General features: G+C 65.8%; 16 protein-coding genes. 5 read left to right on the top strand and 11 right to left on the bottom strand.

Annotated elements, in window-relative coordinates; all coding sequences use genetic code 11:
- Positions 1 to 47: 47 nt before the first annotated feature.
- Entirely contained in the window at positions 48 to 1,565 is a 1,518-nt protein-coding gene (locus RMP10_RS06915; RefSeq protein WP_310569637.1) for a type IV pilus twitching motility protein PilT, read from the bottom strand.
- A 255-nt stretch (positions 1,566 to 1,820) separates the two neighbouring features.
- Here RMP10_RS06915 and RMP10_RS06910 point away from each other — a divergent pair, with 255 nt between their 5' ends.
- The gene (locus RMP10_RS06910; protein ID WP_310569636.1) at positions 1,821 to 2,642 is read left to right on the top strand and encodes a DUF4184 family protein; all 822 of its coding nucleotides are present in this window, start codon (positions 1,821 to 1,823) and stop codon (positions 2,640 to 2,642) included.
- 15 nt (positions 2,643 to 2,657) lie between these two features.
- On the opposite strand, the gene RMP10_RS06905 is transcribed toward RMP10_RS06910, so the two are convergent.
- From RMP10_RS06905 to RMP10_RS06890, 4 genes are read right to left on the bottom strand one after another with little or no spacing between them, the layout of a single operon-like run.
- Positions 2,658 to 3,398 carry a hypothetical protein gene (locus RMP10_RS06905; protein ID WP_310569635.1) on the bottom strand — a complete coding sequence of 247 codons (741 nt, stop codon included), beginning with the start codon at positions 3,396 to 3,398 and terminating at the stop codon, positions 2,658 to 2,660.
- Between the two features lie 2 nt (positions 3,399 to 3,400).
- Positions 3,401 to 4,789: an MFS transporter gene (locus RMP10_RS06900; protein WP_310569634.1), complete on the bottom strand. Its 1,389-nt coding sequence runs from the start codon at positions 4,787 to 4,789 to the stop codon at positions 3,401 to 3,403.
- The gene (locus RMP10_RS06895; protein ID WP_310569633.1) at positions 4,786 to 5,604 is read right to left on the bottom strand and encodes an arylamine N-acetyltransferase; all 819 of its coding nucleotides are present in this window, start codon (positions 5,602 to 5,604) and stop codon (positions 4,786 to 4,788) included. Before RMP10_RS06895 ends, RMP10_RS06900 begins: the two co-directional genes overlap by 4 nt.
- 11 nt (positions 5,605 to 5,615) lie before the next feature.
- Positions 5,616 to 6,059: a DUF3429 domain-containing protein gene (locus RMP10_RS06890; RefSeq protein WP_310569632.1), complete on the bottom strand. Its 444-nt coding sequence runs from the start codon at positions 6,057 to 6,059 to the stop codon at positions 5,616 to 5,618.
- Positions 6,060 to 6,106: 47 nt separating this feature from the next.
- On the opposite strand from RMP10_RS06890, the gene RMP10_RS06885 reads away from it, so the two are divergent.
- On the top strand, positions 6,107 to 7,276 hold the full coding sequence (locus RMP10_RS06885) for an aminotransferase class I/II-fold pyridoxal phosphate-dependent enzyme (RefSeq protein ID WP_310569631.1): 1,170 nt from the start codon (positions 6,107 to 6,109) through the stop codon (positions 7,274 to 7,276).
- Positions 7,277 to 7,339: 63 nt separating this feature from the next.
- A complete protein-coding gene (locus tag RMP10_RS06880) occupies positions 7,340 to 7,513 on the top strand; it encodes a hypothetical protein (RefSeq protein WP_171226883.1) in 174 nt (57 codons plus the stop codon).
- 171 nt (positions 7,514 to 7,684) lie between these two features.
- On the opposite strand, the gene RMP10_RS06875 is transcribed toward RMP10_RS06880, so the two are convergent.
- From RMP10_RS06875 to RMP10_RS06865, 3 genes are read right to left on the bottom strand one after another with little or no spacing between them, the layout of a single operon-like run.
- Positions 7,685 to 8,647 (bottom strand): alpha/beta hydrolase, encoded by a 963-nt coding sequence (locus tag RMP10_RS06875; RefSeq protein WP_310569630.1) that lies wholly within the window; start codon positions 8,645 to 8,647, stop codon positions 7,685 to 7,687.
- On the bottom strand, positions 8,644 to 9,165 hold the full coding sequence (locus RMP10_RS06870; RefSeq protein ID WP_310569629.1) for a DUF4334 domain-containing protein: 522 nt from the start codon (positions 9,163 to 9,165) through the stop codon (positions 8,644 to 8,646). The genes RMP10_RS06875 and RMP10_RS06870 overlap by 4 nt, the downstream gene beginning before the upstream one ends.
- Positions 9,153 to 10,754, bottom strand: coding sequence for an alkaline phosphatase family protein (locus RMP10_RS06865; RefSeq protein ID WP_310569628.1), 1,602 nt, complete (start codon positions 10,752 to 10,754; stop codon positions 9,153 to 9,155). Before RMP10_RS06865 ends, RMP10_RS06870 begins: the two co-directional genes overlap by 13 nt.
- Before the next feature lie 204 nt (positions 10,755 to 10,958).
- Here RMP10_RS06865 and RMP10_RS06860 point away from each other — a divergent pair, with 204 nt between their 5' ends.
- Positions 10,959 to 11,972, top strand: a complete 1,014-nt coding sequence (locus RMP10_RS06860) for a DUF4956 domain-containing protein (protein WP_310569627.1) — start codon at positions 10,959 to 10,961, stop codon at positions 11,970 to 11,972.
- A 26-nt stretch (positions 11,973 to 11,998) separates the two neighbouring features.
- Positions 11,999 to 13,114, top strand: a complete 1,116-nt coding sequence (locus RMP10_RS06855; protein ID WP_310569626.1) for a hypothetical protein — start codon at positions 11,999 to 12,001, stop codon at positions 13,112 to 13,114.
- Here RMP10_RS06855 and RMP10_RS06850 read toward each other — a convergent pair.
- From RMP10_RS06850 to RMP10_RS06840, 3 genes are all read right to left on the bottom strand, one after another.
- Complete coding sequence (locus tag RMP10_RS06850; RefSeq protein ID WP_310569625.1) at positions 13,107 to 14,231, bottom strand: DUF4118 domain-containing protein; 1,125 nt, start codon at positions 14,229 to 14,231, stop codon at positions 13,107 to 13,109. The two genes, RMP10_RS06855 and RMP10_RS06850, sit on opposite strands and share 8 nt — an antisense overlap.
- Before the next feature lie 10 nt (positions 14,232 to 14,241).
- On the bottom strand, positions 14,242 to 14,964 hold the full coding sequence (locus tag RMP10_RS06845; RefSeq protein WP_310569624.1) for a response regulator transcription factor: 723 nt from the start codon (positions 14,962 to 14,964) through the stop codon (positions 14,242 to 14,244).
- 73 nt (positions 14,965 to 15,037) lie between these two features.
- On the bottom strand, positions 15,038 to 16,090 hold the full coding sequence (locus RMP10_RS06840; protein ID WP_310569623.1) for an NAD(P)-dependent alcohol dehydrogenase: 1,053 nt from the start codon (positions 16,088 to 16,090) through the stop codon (positions 15,038 to 15,040).
- Position 16,091 lies beyond the last annotated feature (1 nt).

Here is a 16,091-nt window from a genome sequence, read left to right as displayed (position 1 = left end):
CCCGTGTCTCGCTGTGGTGAATCGCCTGACAGCCGTGACGCCCGTTCCTACTCCTCGGAGGCCAGGCCGTCGAGGTTGTAGCCTAGCGCGCGCAGCTTTGAGGCCATGTCCTTCTTTTCGGCCGACTTCACGTACGCCTCCTCGGCCTCGACCGTTTTGCTCTTGACGAGGTTCATCAGCGCGTCGTTCAACGTCTCCATCCCGAGCTTCTTCTGGGTCTGAATAATGTTGTTGATCTGCACGGTCTTGCCTTCACGGATCATCGAGCTCACGGCTTTGTTCACGAGCAGAATCTCGCGCGCGGCCACGCGTCCGCCGCCGATCTTCTTGCACAGCGTCTGCGATACCACGCCTTTGAGCGATTCGGCCAGCATCACGCGGATCTGATCCTGTCGGTCGGCCGGAAACTGATCGACGATGCGATTGATCGTACTCGCCGCCGTGGAGGTGTGCAGCGTACCGAACACGAGATGACCCGTTTCGGCGGTTTCCAGCGCAATGGCAATCGTCTCCAGATCGCGCAGCTCACCGACCAGAATGATGTCCGGGTCTTCGCGCAGCGCAGCGCGCAAGGCGCTCTTGAACGACTGCGTGTGCACGCCGACCTGTCGCTGCGTGATCAGACACTTCTTGCTCTGGTGCACGAACTCGATCGGATCTTCGATCGTGATGATGTGATCGTGACGCGACCGATTGATCAGATCGACCAGCGCGCACAGCGTCGTCGACTTGCCCGAACCGGTCGGGCCGGTGACGAGTACGAGTCCCTTGGTCAGCGCGCACAGCTGCTGCACTTCAGGGGTGATGCCCATCTGCTCCACGGTGACGGTCGTGCTGGCGATCGTGCGGATCACGGCGGCCACGCCATTCCGATCGCGCAACACATTCACGCGGAACCGCGACACCCCGGTGATCTCGTGCGCGAAGTCGGTGTCCCAGTGCTCGTCGAACTCCGCCTTGTTCTTGGCCGGCATGATCGAGCGCACCATGCGCGCCACCGACGCGTCGTCGAGAATCGGCTGATCTTCGATGCGAATCAGGTCGCCACCTAGGCGCAGGATGGGCGGCTCGCCCACGCGCAGGTGCAAGTCGGCAGCCCCACGACGCACCTGCTCGAGCAACAGCGTTTCAAAGCTCTCGCGGTCGCGTGAGCCGTCGGCCGGATCCTCGAAGGGAGCATCAGAGGCACGATAGCGACGGAGTTCGGGTGCGTTCTCCAATGCAGACGTGATGGCCGATGCCACGGGTTCGACCGCTGCCTCCTCCACGTGCTTCCGAACGGTCAGCCGCGTCTGCACCGAGTGGCCGTCTTGCTCCACCACCCATTGCTGGGCGCTCCACGTGTAGAGAAACCGGATGCCGCGACCGGTCGCCACCGACGCCTTGTGGTCCGCGTCGGCCATTTCGCTCACAAGCGCCAGCACCTGCTTGCTCGACAACACCTGCTGGCTGATCGCCTGCGGACCGCTCGGGGTGATACAGCGGATAGGGGCGTCGGCCTCGAGAATGATCTGACTAGCGGCGCCTGATTCGAGGCGTGCTAATACGCGGTCTAATTGGGGCACGGTGTCACGGCACTGGAAAACGTGTGGGATCTGCACCCATGGCCATGTTTTGGCTCCGGCATGGCTGCGCTCTGCGGCATGGACGACTGGGGCCCCCTGCCGGACACATGATTCCCCCGCCGTCGGCCGGCGTTGCAGAGCTGTAGCCGGACCGACGCCGACCCGCGACGCGATCGTCGGACCTCCGTCGGGAAGCCGGACGAAACTGATAAATGACGCTGCACCACGCCGACATCGTCACGACACTGGAGCGCAATGCCCGCCACACTACTGTCTCATCAGGCGCTGGTTCTGCCGCTCAAGCTGCGATGGCCTGCGCGGTTCTCGGGAATCGCGCTCTGTATCGGGAGTATGGCCCCCGACTTGGAGTTCATTGGGCGCATGCATGACGACTGGCTGCTCAGCCACACCGTGGCGGCGCAGGGCTGGTTCACGGTCCCCCTGACCATGCTACTCGCGTGGGTGACGAGCGCGCTGCTCATTCCCGCGCTGCTCCCGTACGTTCCCGACCACGCGTGGTGGCGCCCCCACGATCTGGCCGCCATTCGACCACCGCGCACCGGTCGGGACTGGGTGCGGGTGGCCTACTCGGCCTGGCTGGGCGGCATGTCGCATGTGCTGTTGGACGGCATCACGCACGGCAACCATTCCGGCTGGCTGGTCCCGTGGCTGCCGTTCCTGCGTACACCCGTGCCCCATTTCGGTGGACGCGTACCGTTGCACGACGCGCTGCAGCTGTGGTGCACGATCATCTTCGCGGTCGTGACGTTGCTGCTCTGGCGCCGCATCGTACGCCAGCGCGCGCTGTGGCAGTGGCGCGACGGCGATCGGCCCCTCGAAGCGCGCACCGCCGAACGCCGCCTTCCCCGCATGCCCCGGCGGCATGGCGTGATGATCGCTCGGCTTATCGGCGTCGTCGCGATGCTCGGCGCGGCCACCGGTCACACGCTACGCGAACGCGAGCGCGCCAAGACGGTGATCGCCGGCACGGCGTTTGGGGCGATCACCTTCTCGGTCGGCGGCGCCGTGCTCCTCGCGGTCGGCCTCCGACAAGGCCGGGCGCGCGCGACGGCCTGACGGCACGACTTCGCGCTAACGACAGTTCTTGGCGACCGTGGCCGAGGCGGCCTTGTCGCCGAGCCTCGCCGCCTCGGTCAGATCCGCACAGGCGCCCGTGGTGTTCCCCAGCGCGACCCGCGCCATGGCCCGCAGCGTGTATACCTCCGGCCCCGCCATCCGCCGGTCGATCGCGGCGGTGAAGTCCTTCTCCGCGTCGGCCTCGCGCCCCGCCATGCCCGCGGCGCGACCACGCAGAAACCAGCCCTGCGCGGCATCGGGAACGGCGCGGACATACTTGTCGAAGCGGGCCCAAGCCTTGGCACCGTCGTCGTTCATCATGTGCCCGATCCCTTCCACCAGGTCGAGTTGCGGGTCGTTCATGCCGAGGGCTCGGGCGCTGTCGATGTCGGCGAAGGCGGCGTTCCCGTTGCCCATGCGCTGCTGCGCGATTGCGCGCCCCCCGTAGGCGGCGGCGAAGCGCCGGTCTACCGCGATCGCCTGCGTGTAGTCGGCCAGGGCCTGTGTGAACTCCTCGAGCTCGCGATGGGCGCGACCGCGCTGTTGCAGGCGCGTCGCGTCGCGCGGCGTCACGATGAGGGCGCTGTCGAGCAAGCGCACCGCCTCGCGCCACTGACTGGCGGCGAGCGCACGGTCGATCGCGGTGGCGGCGGGCGACGCCTGCGTCATCGCCGCTTGCGGGGCAAGAGAGACCAGCGCCCCCACGAGGATCGCGGCCCACATACCACGTCCCGCCATCTGCGTTGGTATCGACATCGTCAGGCTTCCTGTGTCGTCATGATTCGCGTGCGTGCACCCGTACCGAAGAGTGTGAGCAGCGCCCCTGCCACCGCCAGCGCCGCCAGAAACAGAAAGGCATAGTTCGCGCTGCCCGTCGCCGTGCGAATGCGGCCAATGATATCAGGGCCGAAGTGTCCGCCGAGATTGCCGACGGCGTTGATCCAGGCGATGCCAGCCGCGGCCGCTGTCTGCCGGAGAAACGCCGTGGGCAGCGACCAGAACGTGGCGAGAAACGACAGCACGCCGGCCGTCACGAAACAGAGCGCAATCAGCGCCGGCACCACGTGCGCACCCACCAGCACGAGGGACACGAGTCCCGTGGCGGTTACGAACAGCGAGCCGGCCACATGCTGGCCACGCTTGCCCGTGCGGTCGCTGCGGGCGCCGGCCCACACCATGGCCACACCGGCCGTGCCCCACGGAATCATGCTGAGCAACCCGATCTGGAGGTACTCGGTTTTCTTTATGCCCAACTCCTGCACGATGGTAGGCATCCAGAAGCTCACGCCGTACAGCGAGAACGTGCCGGCCAGATAGACCAACGCCAACACCCACACGCGGCCACTGCGCAGCGCCTGCACCGCACTGTGCGGGCCGCCCGGCGCGGATCCGACCGCCGCCCCGTGCGCGTCGCGGTCTTCCTGCGCAAGCTGCGCCGTGATCGCGCCGCGCTGTTCCGGCGTAAGCCACGCGGCCTGCTCCGGACGGTCGGGCAGCAGCACCCAGATCGCGACGCCCGCGATCACCGACGGGATTGCTTCCAACACGAACAGCCAGCGCCAGCCGCTCAAGCCACCCATGCCGTCAGCGTATTGAATGATCGCGCCGGACACCGGCGCGCCGATCACGTTGGCGGCGGCCACGGCAGTCATGAAGAGCGCCACGGTGCGGGCGCGCCGCGCGGCGGGAAACCAGTACGTGAGATAGAGAATGATGCCCGGGAAGAATCCCGCTTCGGCGATGCCGAGCAGAAAACGCAGCGCATAGAACCCGAACTCGATCGGCGCGACACCGAAGAGGGCGGGAAGCGGTCCCCACGGAATCCGGTCGACGAACGCGAAGGCGCCGGAGACGATCGCCCACGTGAACATGATGCGCGCGATCCAGCGCCGCGCCCCGTACTTCTCCAACAACAGATTACTGGGCACTTCGAACAGGAAGTAGCCAAGAAAGAAGATGCCGGCGCCGAATCCATACACCGCGTCGGAGTAGCCGAGGTCCGAGGCCATCTGCAGCTTCGCGAAGCCGACATTTACGCGATCGAGGAACGCGACGATGTAGCTCACGAACAGCAGTGGCAGCAGCCGGCGAGCCGCGATCGCGAATCCCGACTCGGCTGCGCTCGTCGTGACGTCGGCGGCCGTCATTGCGGCAGGGGCAGGAAGTTCAGATCGAGCGCGCCGCACGCCTCGTACTGCCGGAGCATGGCGGGGGAGATGCCGATATCGTGTGCCAGGACGTGAAGGATGCCGTCGCGGTCGAGCGTGCTCGAAGCCATGCCCTGTGCCGTGCGGTGATAGCGCACCGGTCCGCGTAGCACCACGAACCCGTCGCGTACACTGCGGCGCGCATACGTGAAGTGATTGAACGGGCCGAAGGTACGCGAGAGCTCGTAGCGTTGGTGTACGTAGGTCGTGTCGGTGGGATCCACCAGAAACCGACACGGGGTCAGCTCAGGCCCCGGTGCGCCCGCGAACCGCAGGACGTGGGTGTCGCCCTCACGTTGCCACTCGGTCGCGAATACCGGATCGGTGTCGCGATACGCATCGCCCGAGATCGGGACGGGTCGGCTCGTGAGCGCGGACGAGTCGGCCAGCCACTCTTGTTCGTCGATGGTCACAATGACGCTGCCGTGCGTGACGATTCCGGTATCACGCATGGAGCCGGCGATACGTCTCGCCGTGAACCCGAGGGCCGTGAGCAGCGTAAACAGTGCGTGGCTTGACGACCAGCACGTGCCGCCGGTTCCGTCGGAGAGCCAATGCGTGAAGAAGTCGACAGCGCTCGATCCAGGGAGCGGCGGCACGTGTGCTTCGCGCAGCGCAATCAACTTGCGCACGTTGTCGAACGGGACCTGCCGACACCACGCGGCATACACCCGTGCCAGCTGCGTCTCGGTCGGCGCTCCGAGCGCCACGCCGAGTCGCGCGCACAGCTCATCGCGCAGGGTGTCCGGGAGCATGTCCGAATTCGTCATGCGATCGCGGGCCACAGCGCGAGACTGCAGAGCGTGCCGGCAGCCGTCATCACGGTGCGTACACGAGCATTCCAGGGTGGCAGCAGCCCTTCGCGAGAGGCGGCGACATCCCACGCGAGCTGGATGCCACCACTGAGCATAGCCAAGCCGAGTGCGACTTTGAGCGGTGTTTGCGGCAACAGCGCTGCCAAGCCGACCACCGACGGTGCTGCCGCCGCGACCATGCGCCGCAGGTTCGGCGCATCGGGTGCCCGGGTGAGTTCGGCACCCCAGCGCGCTCCGCCCAGAAAGCTGAGCGTGAGCGCGGCGTACACGAGAAAAGTCCGGACAGCGGCGTCGTGCAGCGCGCTGACATCGGGTGTGCCGTATGCAATGATGAGGCACACGAGGAAGGGGGCGAGCCCCGATCCGCTGATCAGCCAGAAGGTGCGGGTAGGCATGGCGCGAAGGTAGCGCCGACCCGCACCGCGCGGTATATGTCGAGGCCATGCCAACGACTGCCCAGCGTCTCTCCGTCTTCAGCGAATCCGTGATTCGCGGCACCACTCGCCTCGCGAATCAGCACGGCGCGATAAACTTGTCGCAGGGATTTCCGGACTTCGATCCACCGGAAGTGCTGCTCGCGGGGCTGGAGCGCGCCACGCGCGGGCCATTCCATCAGTATGCGGTGACGTGGGGCGCGCCGCGCTTCCGCACCGCGCTGGCGAAGAAGATCTCGCACTTCAGCGGCATCGAAGTTGATCCGGACGCCGAACTCGTGGTCACCTGCGGCAGCACGGAGGCGATGATGGTGGCTATGATGACCGCCTGCAATCCGGGCGACAAGGTGATCGTCTTCTCGCCGTTCTACGAGAACTACGCCGCCGACGCGATTCTCTCCGGCGCCGAGCCGATCTACGTGCCATTGCATCCGCCGCACTTCAACTTCGACGAAGACGTGCTGGCCGCCGCGTTCGCGCAGCGTCCCAAAGCGATCGTGGTATGCAACCCGTCGAACCCGAGCGGCAAGGTGTTCACGCGCGAGGAGCTGCTGATCATCCTCAAGTACGCGCAGCAGTACGACACCTGGGTGATCATGGACGAGCCGTATGAGCACATCATCTACGCGCCGCACACGCACACCTACTTCAATACCCTGCCGGGCGCCTTCGAGCGTACGATCACCTGCAATTCGCTGTCGAAGACGTACTCGATCACCGGCTGGCGTCTGGGTTATGTGCACGCGCCGGCCGGTGTCATCGCGCAGGCGAAGAAAGTGCACGACTTCCTCACTGTCGGCGCAGCGGCGCCGCTCATGGAGGCGGCGGTGGGCGCCCTCGAACTTCCCGATTCGTATTATCACGGTCTCACCGAGCGCTATAGCGCCAAGCGCGAGATCTTCCTCGATATTCTGCGCAGCACCGGATTGCCGTTCACCGAGCCGCAGGGCGCCTACTACGTGATGGTCGACATCACCGCGCTCGGCTTTGCCAACGACACGCTGGCCTCGGAATGGCTGATCAAGGAGATCGGGGTAGCCGGCGTGCCGGGCTCGAGCTTCTTCCGCGAACCGGTGAATCATCTCATCCGTTTTCACTTTGCCAAGCGTGAAGAGACGCTCAGGGCGGCCGGTGAACGGCTGGAGGGGCTCTCGGTACGGGTGAACGCGGGACGGTAAGGATTCCGCGAGCACAGCAATTGCATGGGAGGCTTCGGGAATCACTCAATCCCGGAGCCTCTTATGAATTTTGGACTCTACCTCGTCGGCTTCTTCGTCTTCATCGGCGGCGTCGCGTGGGGACTTTCCGTGATGGGCGTCGCGTCGACGTACATCATCATCGCCTGCCTCGTGTTGCTCGGCATCGGCATCATGACGGGCGTAACACGTACGCGCATGAAGGATCCGCCAAGCTGATCGCAGCCGTTGCGGTGCTTCGGAGCTTCGGCGGCGCCGGTGCGACTGGCTGCCCCCTGATAGTTCACGCGAAGCTCGCGAAGAACGCGAAGGCACGAGAAGAACAGCGATTCAATTTTGGCTTTTCTTCGCGAACCTTCGCGCTCTTCGCGAGCTTCGCGTGAACCCTTTTTAGCGACCTGAAGGACACGCGGCGCACTCGAGAAAGCCGCGCGCTGCGGCGGCAGTCCTCACGGGGTCCTCCTCGTGCGGTACATGGCCCAGGTCAGGAAAGAGTTGAATGCGGCTGCCGGGAATGTCGCGTGCGAAGCGTCCCGCGTGATCAGGCGGGATGAGTCCGTCGCGCCCGCCCCACATGATGAGTGTGGGCACGCGGAGCGTTGCAATGGTCGCCGAATCTGCGCCATCTTTACTCTGCGCGAAGCGACGAGGCAGTGACCCGCGATTGCCTTCACGCAATGTGAGCTCGTAGTAGCGCGTGACGAGCGAATCGGTCACGCGCGACGGATCACCGTACACGCTGCGCACGCTCGACTCGACCACGCTGCGCGGCAGGATACGCGTGAAGAGCCATGCCAGTCCTTGGGTGCGCGCCATGCGGAAGCCGATCGGCACGTTCTGCGAGACAATCGGATAGCCCACGGCATCCACCAGAATCAGCGCCGCCACGCGCTCCGGTGCGGCGGCTGCGACATGCCACGCCACCTCGCCGCCGAGTGAATTACCCGCGATGGCAAAGCGCGACACCCCGAGCGAGTCGAGCAGCCGCAGGGTGATACGCGTGTACGCAGCGAGTGTGTAGTCCTGCTCGGGCGATGGGCCCGTGAGGCCGAAGCCGGGCAGATCGAAGCGGATCACGCGGTGCGCGCCGCGCAGCGAGGCGGCCCAGCCGTCCCAGGTATGCAAGCTGGCCGATGTGCCGTGTACCAGCACGATCGGCACCGAATCGGAACGCGGCCCCTCGTCGCGTAGATGCACCTGCATGCCGCTGAGCGCCAGAAAGCGCGAAGGCGGCGGCGCCCAGCGCGCGGTCAGCATCGCGACCGGCTTGTCGGGTGCCCAGACAGTGGCGAGTCCGAGCAGGAGCGGTACGGCCAGCACGAATGCCCCCATCAGCCAACGCGCCAGCTTCATGCGTCCCGCTCCAACTGGAAGAAGAATGGTGCGGCTCCGCGGATATCCATGGCGCCGAGCACGGTATCGTCGTCGACCCGCCGGAAGCAGTCGATAATCGGTAGGTGATCATACACCATCGCGGCCGTGGTCACGCCCCGGTAGGTCACGGCGCGCAATCGCGCCCGCGGAGTGCGCGTGCGCAGCAGCGGCGTGGCCAACGTAAAGAGCGCGCGCGCCACGATGTGCCGGCTCAGCGCGTGGTAGCGCGACAGTGACAGCGGAATCAGGCGCGGATCGATGGCGTACTTCTCGCCCGCCCGCGTGCGAAACACGAGCGGATGGACGGCCTCGTCGCTCAGGAACGACTTGCCATACCACGCATAGGTCTCGAGCAACCCGTCCATGTCGTGACCGGTGGGCACGCCGGAGCCGCGCCACTCGCCCAGCATCTCCGCTGTCGTCACGGCCGGCAACGCATCGAAGCGCGCCAGCGCCTCGGCCAACGTGATGCGCCGCGCGTCGCTCAGCGCGGCCAACGCAGCGCGTCTTTCAGCGGGACGCCGTCGAGGCGCTCCGCGGGTTTGACGCCAAGCAGTTCGGCGAGTGTCGGTGCCAGGTCGACGGTGCGCACGAACTGGGAGTGCGTGCCCGGCTTGATACCGGCACCGGCGAAGATCAACGGGACGTGCGAGTCATACTCCCGCGGCGAGCCGTGTGAGGCCACGTTTCCCCCCCACGTGCTAAGCGGAGTCAGCGTGACCACCAGTTCGATCGCCGACGTCGCGGGGAACTGATGCGCCCAGCGTCGCGCGATGTCGTCGCCAAGCGTGTCGGCCACCAGGGTCGCGAAGCGGTCGACCCGTGCGACCCCCGGCACCTTACGGGCGTCATCGGCGAAAGCGTTCACGATCATGTCGAGATCGGTCTGCTTCCGGAACGCCGCGCGATTGGCGAGCAGGATCTGCACGTCGAGATCGATCGCGAACGTGTCGAGCTTCTTGGCCTGCAAGCGGGCGACGGTGGCCGGCATCAAGTCATACAGTGAGACACGGAGCGGGCGCGGTTGAATGGACGCCGGCGCGATCTCGGGAATGCTGCCCACGCCGTGATCGGCGGTCACGACGATCGTGATCTTCGTGGAGTCGCGCAGCTTGTAGAGCGAGTCGAGGAAGAGGCCGATGGTGCGATCCACCCGGAGCACCTGATCGTGCATCTCGCGCGAGTCGGGGCCGTAGTTGTGGCCGATCACATCGGTGGCCGACAGGGACATGGCCAGCAGGTCGGTGTGCGGTCCCTTGCCGAGCTCCATCGCATTCACGCCGTGCAGCGCGAATTCCACCGTGAGGTCGTCCATGTACGGCGTAATGCGGATCTCGCTGCCGGCGTCGATCAGGTCGTCGGTGAGCTTGTGCGGAAAGACGAAATTACGCCCACCCATCTCCACGCTCACGCTGTCCGGCTCGTGATAGGCACTGTCGGCGAGCAGCAACGACCACGTGCGGCCGGCGTACGCCTTGACCGGCACGCGTTCGTTGAACTCACGCACCCACGCCGGCAGATCCTTGCGGTAGTACGTGCTGGTGAGAAAACGCCCGTCTATCGAATACCAGTACACATCGCTCTTCGACCTGCCGATCGGCAGAATCGCGCCGCGATCCTTCATCGAGACAGATAGCGTCTTCGTCTTACTGTTGGCGCTCTTCATCCAGTCCGCGAGCGTGGTGCCGACGAAGCGCGCTGGCGAGGCGCCGGTGCCGTAGCCGCCGGCGACGAGTGGAAAGGCTTTGTCCTCCACGCCGACGCGGTTGAGCATGATCCCCGTGGAGCGCGGGAAGCGGCCCGACAACAGCGTGGCATGCCCGGGGGCGGTCTCCGTGATGGCGTGATCATGATGCGCGTTGTCGAACCGGGCACCGATTCGCGCCAGCCGTGCCAGTCCACCCGTGAGCTGACCGGGATAGCGGTCGAGATAGTCGGCGCGGAACTGGTCGATCGTGATCAGCACGACCAGCGACGGCGTAATCGCTTTCGGGAGCGCTTGCGCCGCCGTCGGCGTGGGACGGGCCGAACCGGAGAGGCAGGCCAGCGCGAGCGCGGCGGGGGCCGCGAGAGTCAGTCGCATCATGGGGGCGAATGTGGAGCAGCGAGTGATACACGGCAAGCCGCGGGCCCATCCCGACCTCCCATGGCGCGAATGCACCACTCGCACGATACTGGTGCGAGTCCGGAGCAACCACCTGCTGCACGGGCGACGCGGGCCCGAGCCCGGCCCTTGTCGACCGATACCCCTGCCGAGCCACCGAGTGCCTCTCCCGAGGATGGAACGCGCGTGACGACCACTGTGAAACGGGCCGATGCCGGTACGCGCGTGGTCGTACGCGCCATCGTGTACTACATCGTCCTCATCGGCGGTGCGACGCTGCTCTGGCGGTTCCTGCCGCACAGCTCGGCCGCTATTCCCGCGTCACTCGAAGCGCTGCTGGGCACCGGCACCGAGCCGGAGCCGCGCGTTGTGCCACCGCTCGACGACGTCACGCTGGCGGTCACGGTCGCGGTGGCGATGGCCGCGGCGGTGCTGCTGTCACTGCCGGTGGCGTGGGTGTACCTGCTCACGCGGGCCAAGCGCGGGTATCAGCAGTCGGTGGTACAGCTGCTGGTCATTCTGCCCACGGTGGTCGCGGGCATCGTGTTGCTCGTGAAGTACTCGCTGGCGCTGGCCTTCAGTCTGGCCGGTATCGTGGCCGCCGTGCGCTTTCGCAACACACTCGACGACAGCAAGGACGCCGTGTACGTGTTTCTCGCTACGGCAATCGGTTTGTCATCGGCGGTGAACCTGCCGGTCGCGGCCGTGCTGTCGATCGGCTTCAACGCGGTCACGCTGATTCTGTGGTACACCGACTTCGGCAGTGCACCGGTCGAGATGGACGGACGCATCGCGGAGCGCCGACTCAGCCGCGCCAAGAACCTCGCGCGCACCGGCACGTTCGTGGCGCGCGTGGACGACGAGGTGCTCAAGAACATGACACGTGAGCAGCTCGAAGGCATCGCCGAGCGGGCCTGGAAGCGCGCGCAGGCCAACAATCATACGGGCGAGATGCAGGCCGTCGTGGAAGAGCGCATTCTCCGCGTGCAGACCGAGAATGCGACGGCGCTGCGACGGGTGCTCGAGCCCCGTTTGCAGGAGTTCACGAAGTCGTGGCGCTTCGGCAGCATGGAGTCGACCGATGGCGTGTCGGTGCTCGAGTATCGGATTCAGCTGCGCAAGAAGACCGGACCCGAGGAGCTGCTCGCGCTCGTGCGTGCGGCGGGGTCGACGCAGGTCGCCAGCGCGGAAGTGGTATGACCATCAAGTCAGGGAGCCAGACACTCATGATTCGCGCTTCGCGTGTGGTTGCGGCTGTGCTGCTGATGCTCGGCGCATCGGCCGCCCAGGCCCAGGACACCGGCAAGAAACCCAAGAAGCCGAAAGCACCCAAGACGGCCGCCGACAGTCTCGCGGACGCCGGGCCGCCCAAGCCTAAGAAGATGCCGGCGCCACCGATGTTCGCGAGCGAGAAGCCGATCGAGCTCACGCTCACCGCGAACATCAAGCAGATCAAGAAGGACAAGACGGCCGATGCGCCGTGGCGTACCGGCACGATTGCGTACACGGGCGAAGACGGCAAGACGGTCTCGGTGCCGGTGCGCGTGAAGACGCGCGGCATCTGGCGCCTCAAACATTGCGACTATCCGCCCATTCGCATCAAGGTCGCGGACAAAGTCGGCAAGGGCACGCTGCTGGAGGATTTGGACGAGCCGAAGCTGGTCACGTACTGCCGCAATCTCGACACCTACGAGCAATACGTGGTGCAGGAGGCGCAGCTGTATCGCATCAATCGGCTCGTGACGGACGTGAGCCACAAGGTGCGACTCGTGCGCCTGTCGTATGCCGACAGCGCGAGCGGTAAGGTGGAGGTCACGCGTTACTCGTTCCTGATCGAAGATCCCGCCCAGGTGGCGCGTCGGGCGAACGGCGCCATCCTCGATCGCAAGGGCGCAACCGCCGACGATCTCGATCCCGACATTTCCGCGCTCGCCTTCACCTTCCAGTACTTCATCGGCAACACCGACTTTTCGTTCGGGGGCTTGCACAACGGCGAAGTGATCGCGCTGGCCGATGGCCGCAATCTCCCCGTGTCGTACGACTTCGACTTCGCCGGCGCGATCGACGCGACCTACGCTGGCGTCGATCCGCAAATGAAGGTGACGCGCGTGCGTGACCGGCAGTTCCGTGGCTACTGCTCCCACCAGGCGGCCTATCCGAAAGCCGTCGAGCTGTTCATCGCCAAGAAGGACGCGATCTATGCGCTGTACCGCGATGAGATCGGCCAGCTGATCTCGCCCAACAAGGTGAAGAGCACGCTGGGCTACTACGATGATTTCTACGAGAACGTCAAGACGCCGAAAGACGTGCAGCGCAATCTGTTCACCACCTGCGTCAAATAGCGTTGGCCTCGATCGCTGAGGCTGACGCAGAGGCTGACGCGACTACCAGCACGAATTCCGACCCCCCGCCATCGCGCGCGCGATAGCGCACATCGCCGCGCTGGGCCCGGGCGAACGTGCGCGCAATCGACAGTCCCATGCCCATGCGCTCCTGGTGCGGATCGAGCGGTGAGGCGTGTCGGTTGAGCGGGGAAAAGATCCGCTCCACGTCGGCGTCGTTCACGCCTGGGCCGCGATCGGCCACGACGATCTCGGTGAGATGCGCGGCGGGAAGGATCGCCACCTCGATCGGCGTTCCCGGTGGGGAGTAGCGCGCGGCGTTCTGCAGCAGATTGCCCAGCACTTGCAGCGCCAGTGTGAAGTCGCAGTATACACCGAGCGGTGCACCGATCGGCCACGTGACCTGCACGTCGCGCGCGACCAGCAGCGCTTCCGATGAACGAAGCGCCGTCTGCACCAGCGCCTCGGCGTCATGGCGTGCCATCTCGAGTGGGGAGCCGGCGCCGGAATTCGCGAACCGCTGTAGCGTCTGAATGAACTCGCCAAGGCGTTCGGCCTGATCGCTTATCCGAGGCATCGCCGCGTCGGGCGTGAAGGCCGACTCCGGATCCGACAGCAGCGCGAGCGTAGCCACCGGCGAGCGGAGGTCGTGCGAGAGCGACAGCAGAAGCGCGTTCTTGAGACGATCGGCGTCACGCAGGACCCGCGCCGCCGATACTTCGCGCTCGAGCTGCACGCGGGCATCACTGAGGCGAGCCACCTCCGCTGATCGTTCGTTCGCCAGCCGCGCCGCGCGTTGCAGCCCCGCGAACAGCTGCGAGATCACGACGCCGGTGATCAGAAACCCGATCAAAATGAGCGGGTCGAACCGCCGCTCGGTGCCGAATCCGAACCGTGGCGGCACGAAGAGCGCATCGACGGCGATGTAGCCGAGCGCGACCATCACGAGGGAGAGCCAACGGCCGCCCTGTCGGCTGGCGCCGATGATGAGCAGCAGATACACCAAGATGCCGTGCGACGTGCGGAGCTCCGGAAGCTCGTCGAGGCGGATGAAGAACAGGGTGGCCATGGCGTAGAGGCCCAGCCAGATCACCCATGTATGGGCCGTCGACCGCATGCCGGCCCGCCTAGCCGGGGCCAACGAATCGATAGCCCACGCCCGGCTCGGTGATGATCAGGCGCGGTACCGACGGATCGGGTTCGACTTTCCGTCGCAGGTGTGTCATGTGTACGCGCACGTGTGTGGCGAAGTCACCGAACTCACGGGCCCACACGAGATCCCACAACTCGCGCGGGGACAGCGCACGCCCGGCATGCAACACGAGGGCGCGCAGCAGCGCCCATTCGGTGGGTGTGAGTCGCTGCGGCTCACCGTGCCGGACCACGCGTTGCGCGACGAGGTCGATTTCGACGCCGTCGGTGGTGATGCGCGCCCACGAACGAGCCGCCGTTGACGTGGCCGAGCGTCGCATCTGCCCGCGCACACGGGCCAGCAACTCGCCGGCACCACAGGGCTTGATGATGAAATCGTCGGCGCCGGCATCGAGCAGCGCCACTTTTTCCTCCTCTTCCGCCCGCCCGGACAGCACGATGATCGGCACGTCAGTGATGCCACGCAGTCGTAGCAGCAGGTCGGCGCCGTCGCCATCGGGCAGCCCGAGATCGAGCAGCACCAAATCCGGCGCCCTGACGGTGCATTCACGCACGGCGTCGGAGAACGTGGACGCGGTACGGACCGAACGGCAGATCGTGCCGAGGGTGTGCACGAGCACATCCCGGAGATCCGCGTCATCTTCGACGACGAGGATCGAGTCCGGGTCAAGCCCTTCCGAAAGCAGTGCGGGCGACATGTCCCAATGCTAACGGTCCTCGCCGCTGTCCGTCACCGTCGATGGGCGCCTGGGTACGCCCATCCGCCTTCGATCAGGCTTCGAGCGTGCTGATATCGATCACGAAGCGGTACTTCACGTCGGCTTTGAGCATGCGCTCGTAGGCCTCATTGATGGCCGATGCAGCGACGACTTCGATGTCGGCGACGATGTTGTGGGCCGCGCAGAAGTCGAGCATTTCCTGCGTTTCCGGGATGCCACCGATGAGCGAACCGGCCAGCTTCTTCCGCTTCATGATGAACGAGAAGGCGCCGGGGTAGCGATGCGCCTCGGGCGTGCCGCCCAGCAGGCAGACGGCGCCGTCCCGCTTGAGTAGAGCGAACTCGGCCTCCAGATCGTGCGACGCGCTGACCGTGTCGATGATGAGGTCGAGCGAGTTTCGCGCGGACTTCATGGCCGCCGCGTCCGACGAAATCACGACCTCGTGGGCGCCGAGGCGTTTGGCGTCGTCGACCTTGGACGGCGAGGTCGTGAGCACCACAACATGCGCGCCCATCGCGGCGGCCAGCTTCACTGCCATGTGTCCCAGTCCGCCGAGGCCGACCACACCAACGCGGCTGCCGGGACCGACCTTCCAGTGGCGGAGCGGCGAGAAGGTAGTGATGCCGGCACAGAGCAGCGGCGCGGCACCGGCCGGGTCCATGCCCTCAGGGATATGCAGCACATAGCGGTCGTCGACCACGATCGCGTTCGCGTAGCCGCCCTGCGTGGGCAGGCCCGTCTGCTTTTCGACGCCGCCATACGTGCCGGTCATGCCACCTTCGCAGTACTGCTCGAGCCCTTCTTCGCAGGAGGGGCAGGTGCGGCAGCTATCGACGATGCAGCCCACGCCCACCATGTCGCCCGCCTTGAACCGCGTGACGTCAGCGCCGGTCGACACGACCCGGCCCACAATTTCGTGCCCCGGCACCTGCGGATAGGCGATCGGGCCCCATTCACCCCGCACGGTGTGCAGGTCGGAATGGCAGATGCCGCAGAAGAGAATCTGGATCTGCACATCGTTCGGGCCGGGTGCACGGCGCTCGAAGCTCCACGGACCGAGGGGAGCAGCCGCGCTGAACGCGGCAAAACCGAGAGTTTGAGTCATT

The sequence above is a fragment of the Gemmatimonas sp. genome, assembly GCF_031426495.1.
In the GTDB taxonomy this organism is placed as follows: Bacteria; Gemmatimonadota; Gemmatimonadetes; order Gemmatimonadales; family Gemmatimonadaceae; genus Gemmatimonas.
This window is presented reverse-complemented; position numbering and strand designations above follow the sequence as displayed.

Bases quoted from the DNA above. Each gene is read 5' to 3' on its own strand.
- RMP10_RS06855 (WP_310569626.1), top strand. From the start codon at position 11,999: ATGATTCGCGCTTCGCGTGTGGTTGCGGCTGTGCTGCTGATGCTCGGC.
- RMP10_RS06850 (WP_310569625.1), bottom strand. From the start codon at position 14,231: ATGCGGTCGACGGCCCATACATGGGTGATCTGGCTGGGCCTCTACGCC.
- RMP10_RS06865 (WP_310569628.1), bottom strand. From the start codon at position 10,754: ATGATGCGACTGACTCTCGCGGCCCCCGCCGCGCTCGCGCTGGCCTGC.
- RMP10_RS06895 (WP_310569633.1), bottom strand. From the start codon at position 5,604: ATGCTCCCGGACACCCTGCGCGATGAGCTGTGCGCGCGACTCGGCGTG.
- RMP10_RS06890 (WP_310569632.1), bottom strand. From the start codon at position 6,059: ATGCCTACCCGCACCTTCTGGCTGATCAGCGGATCGGGGCTCGCCCCC.
- RMP10_RS06845 (WP_310569624.1), bottom strand. From the start codon at position 14,964: ATGTCGCCCGCACTGCTTTCGGAAGGGCTTGACCCGGACTCGATCCTC.
- RMP10_RS06900 (WP_310569634.1), bottom strand. From the start codon at position 4,789: ATGACGGCCGCCGACGTCACGACGAGCGCAGCCGAGTCGGGATTCGCG.
- RMP10_RS06840 (WP_310569623.1), bottom strand. From the start codon at position 16,090: ATGACTCAAACTCTCGGTTTTGCCGCGTTCAGCGCGGCTGCTCCCCTC.
- RMP10_RS06910 (WP_310569636.1), top strand. From the start codon at position 1,821: ATGCCCGCCACACTACTGTCTCATCAGGCGCTGGTTCTGCCGCTCAAG.
- RMP10_RS06880 (WP_171226883.1), top strand. From the start codon at position 7,340: ATGAATTTTGGACTCTACCTCGTCGGCTTCTTCGTCTTCATCGGCGGC.
- RMP10_RS06885 (WP_310569631.1), top strand. From the start codon at position 6,107: ATGCCAACGACTGCCCAGCGTCTCTCCGTCTTCAGCGAATCCGTGATT.
- RMP10_RS06905 (WP_310569635.1), bottom strand. From the start codon at position 3,398: ATGTCGATACCAACGCAGATGGCGGGACGTGGTATGTGGGCCGCGATC.
- RMP10_RS06875 (WP_310569630.1), bottom strand. From the start codon at position 8,647: ATGAAGCTGGCGCGTTGGCTGATGGGGGCATTCGTGCTGGCCGTACCG.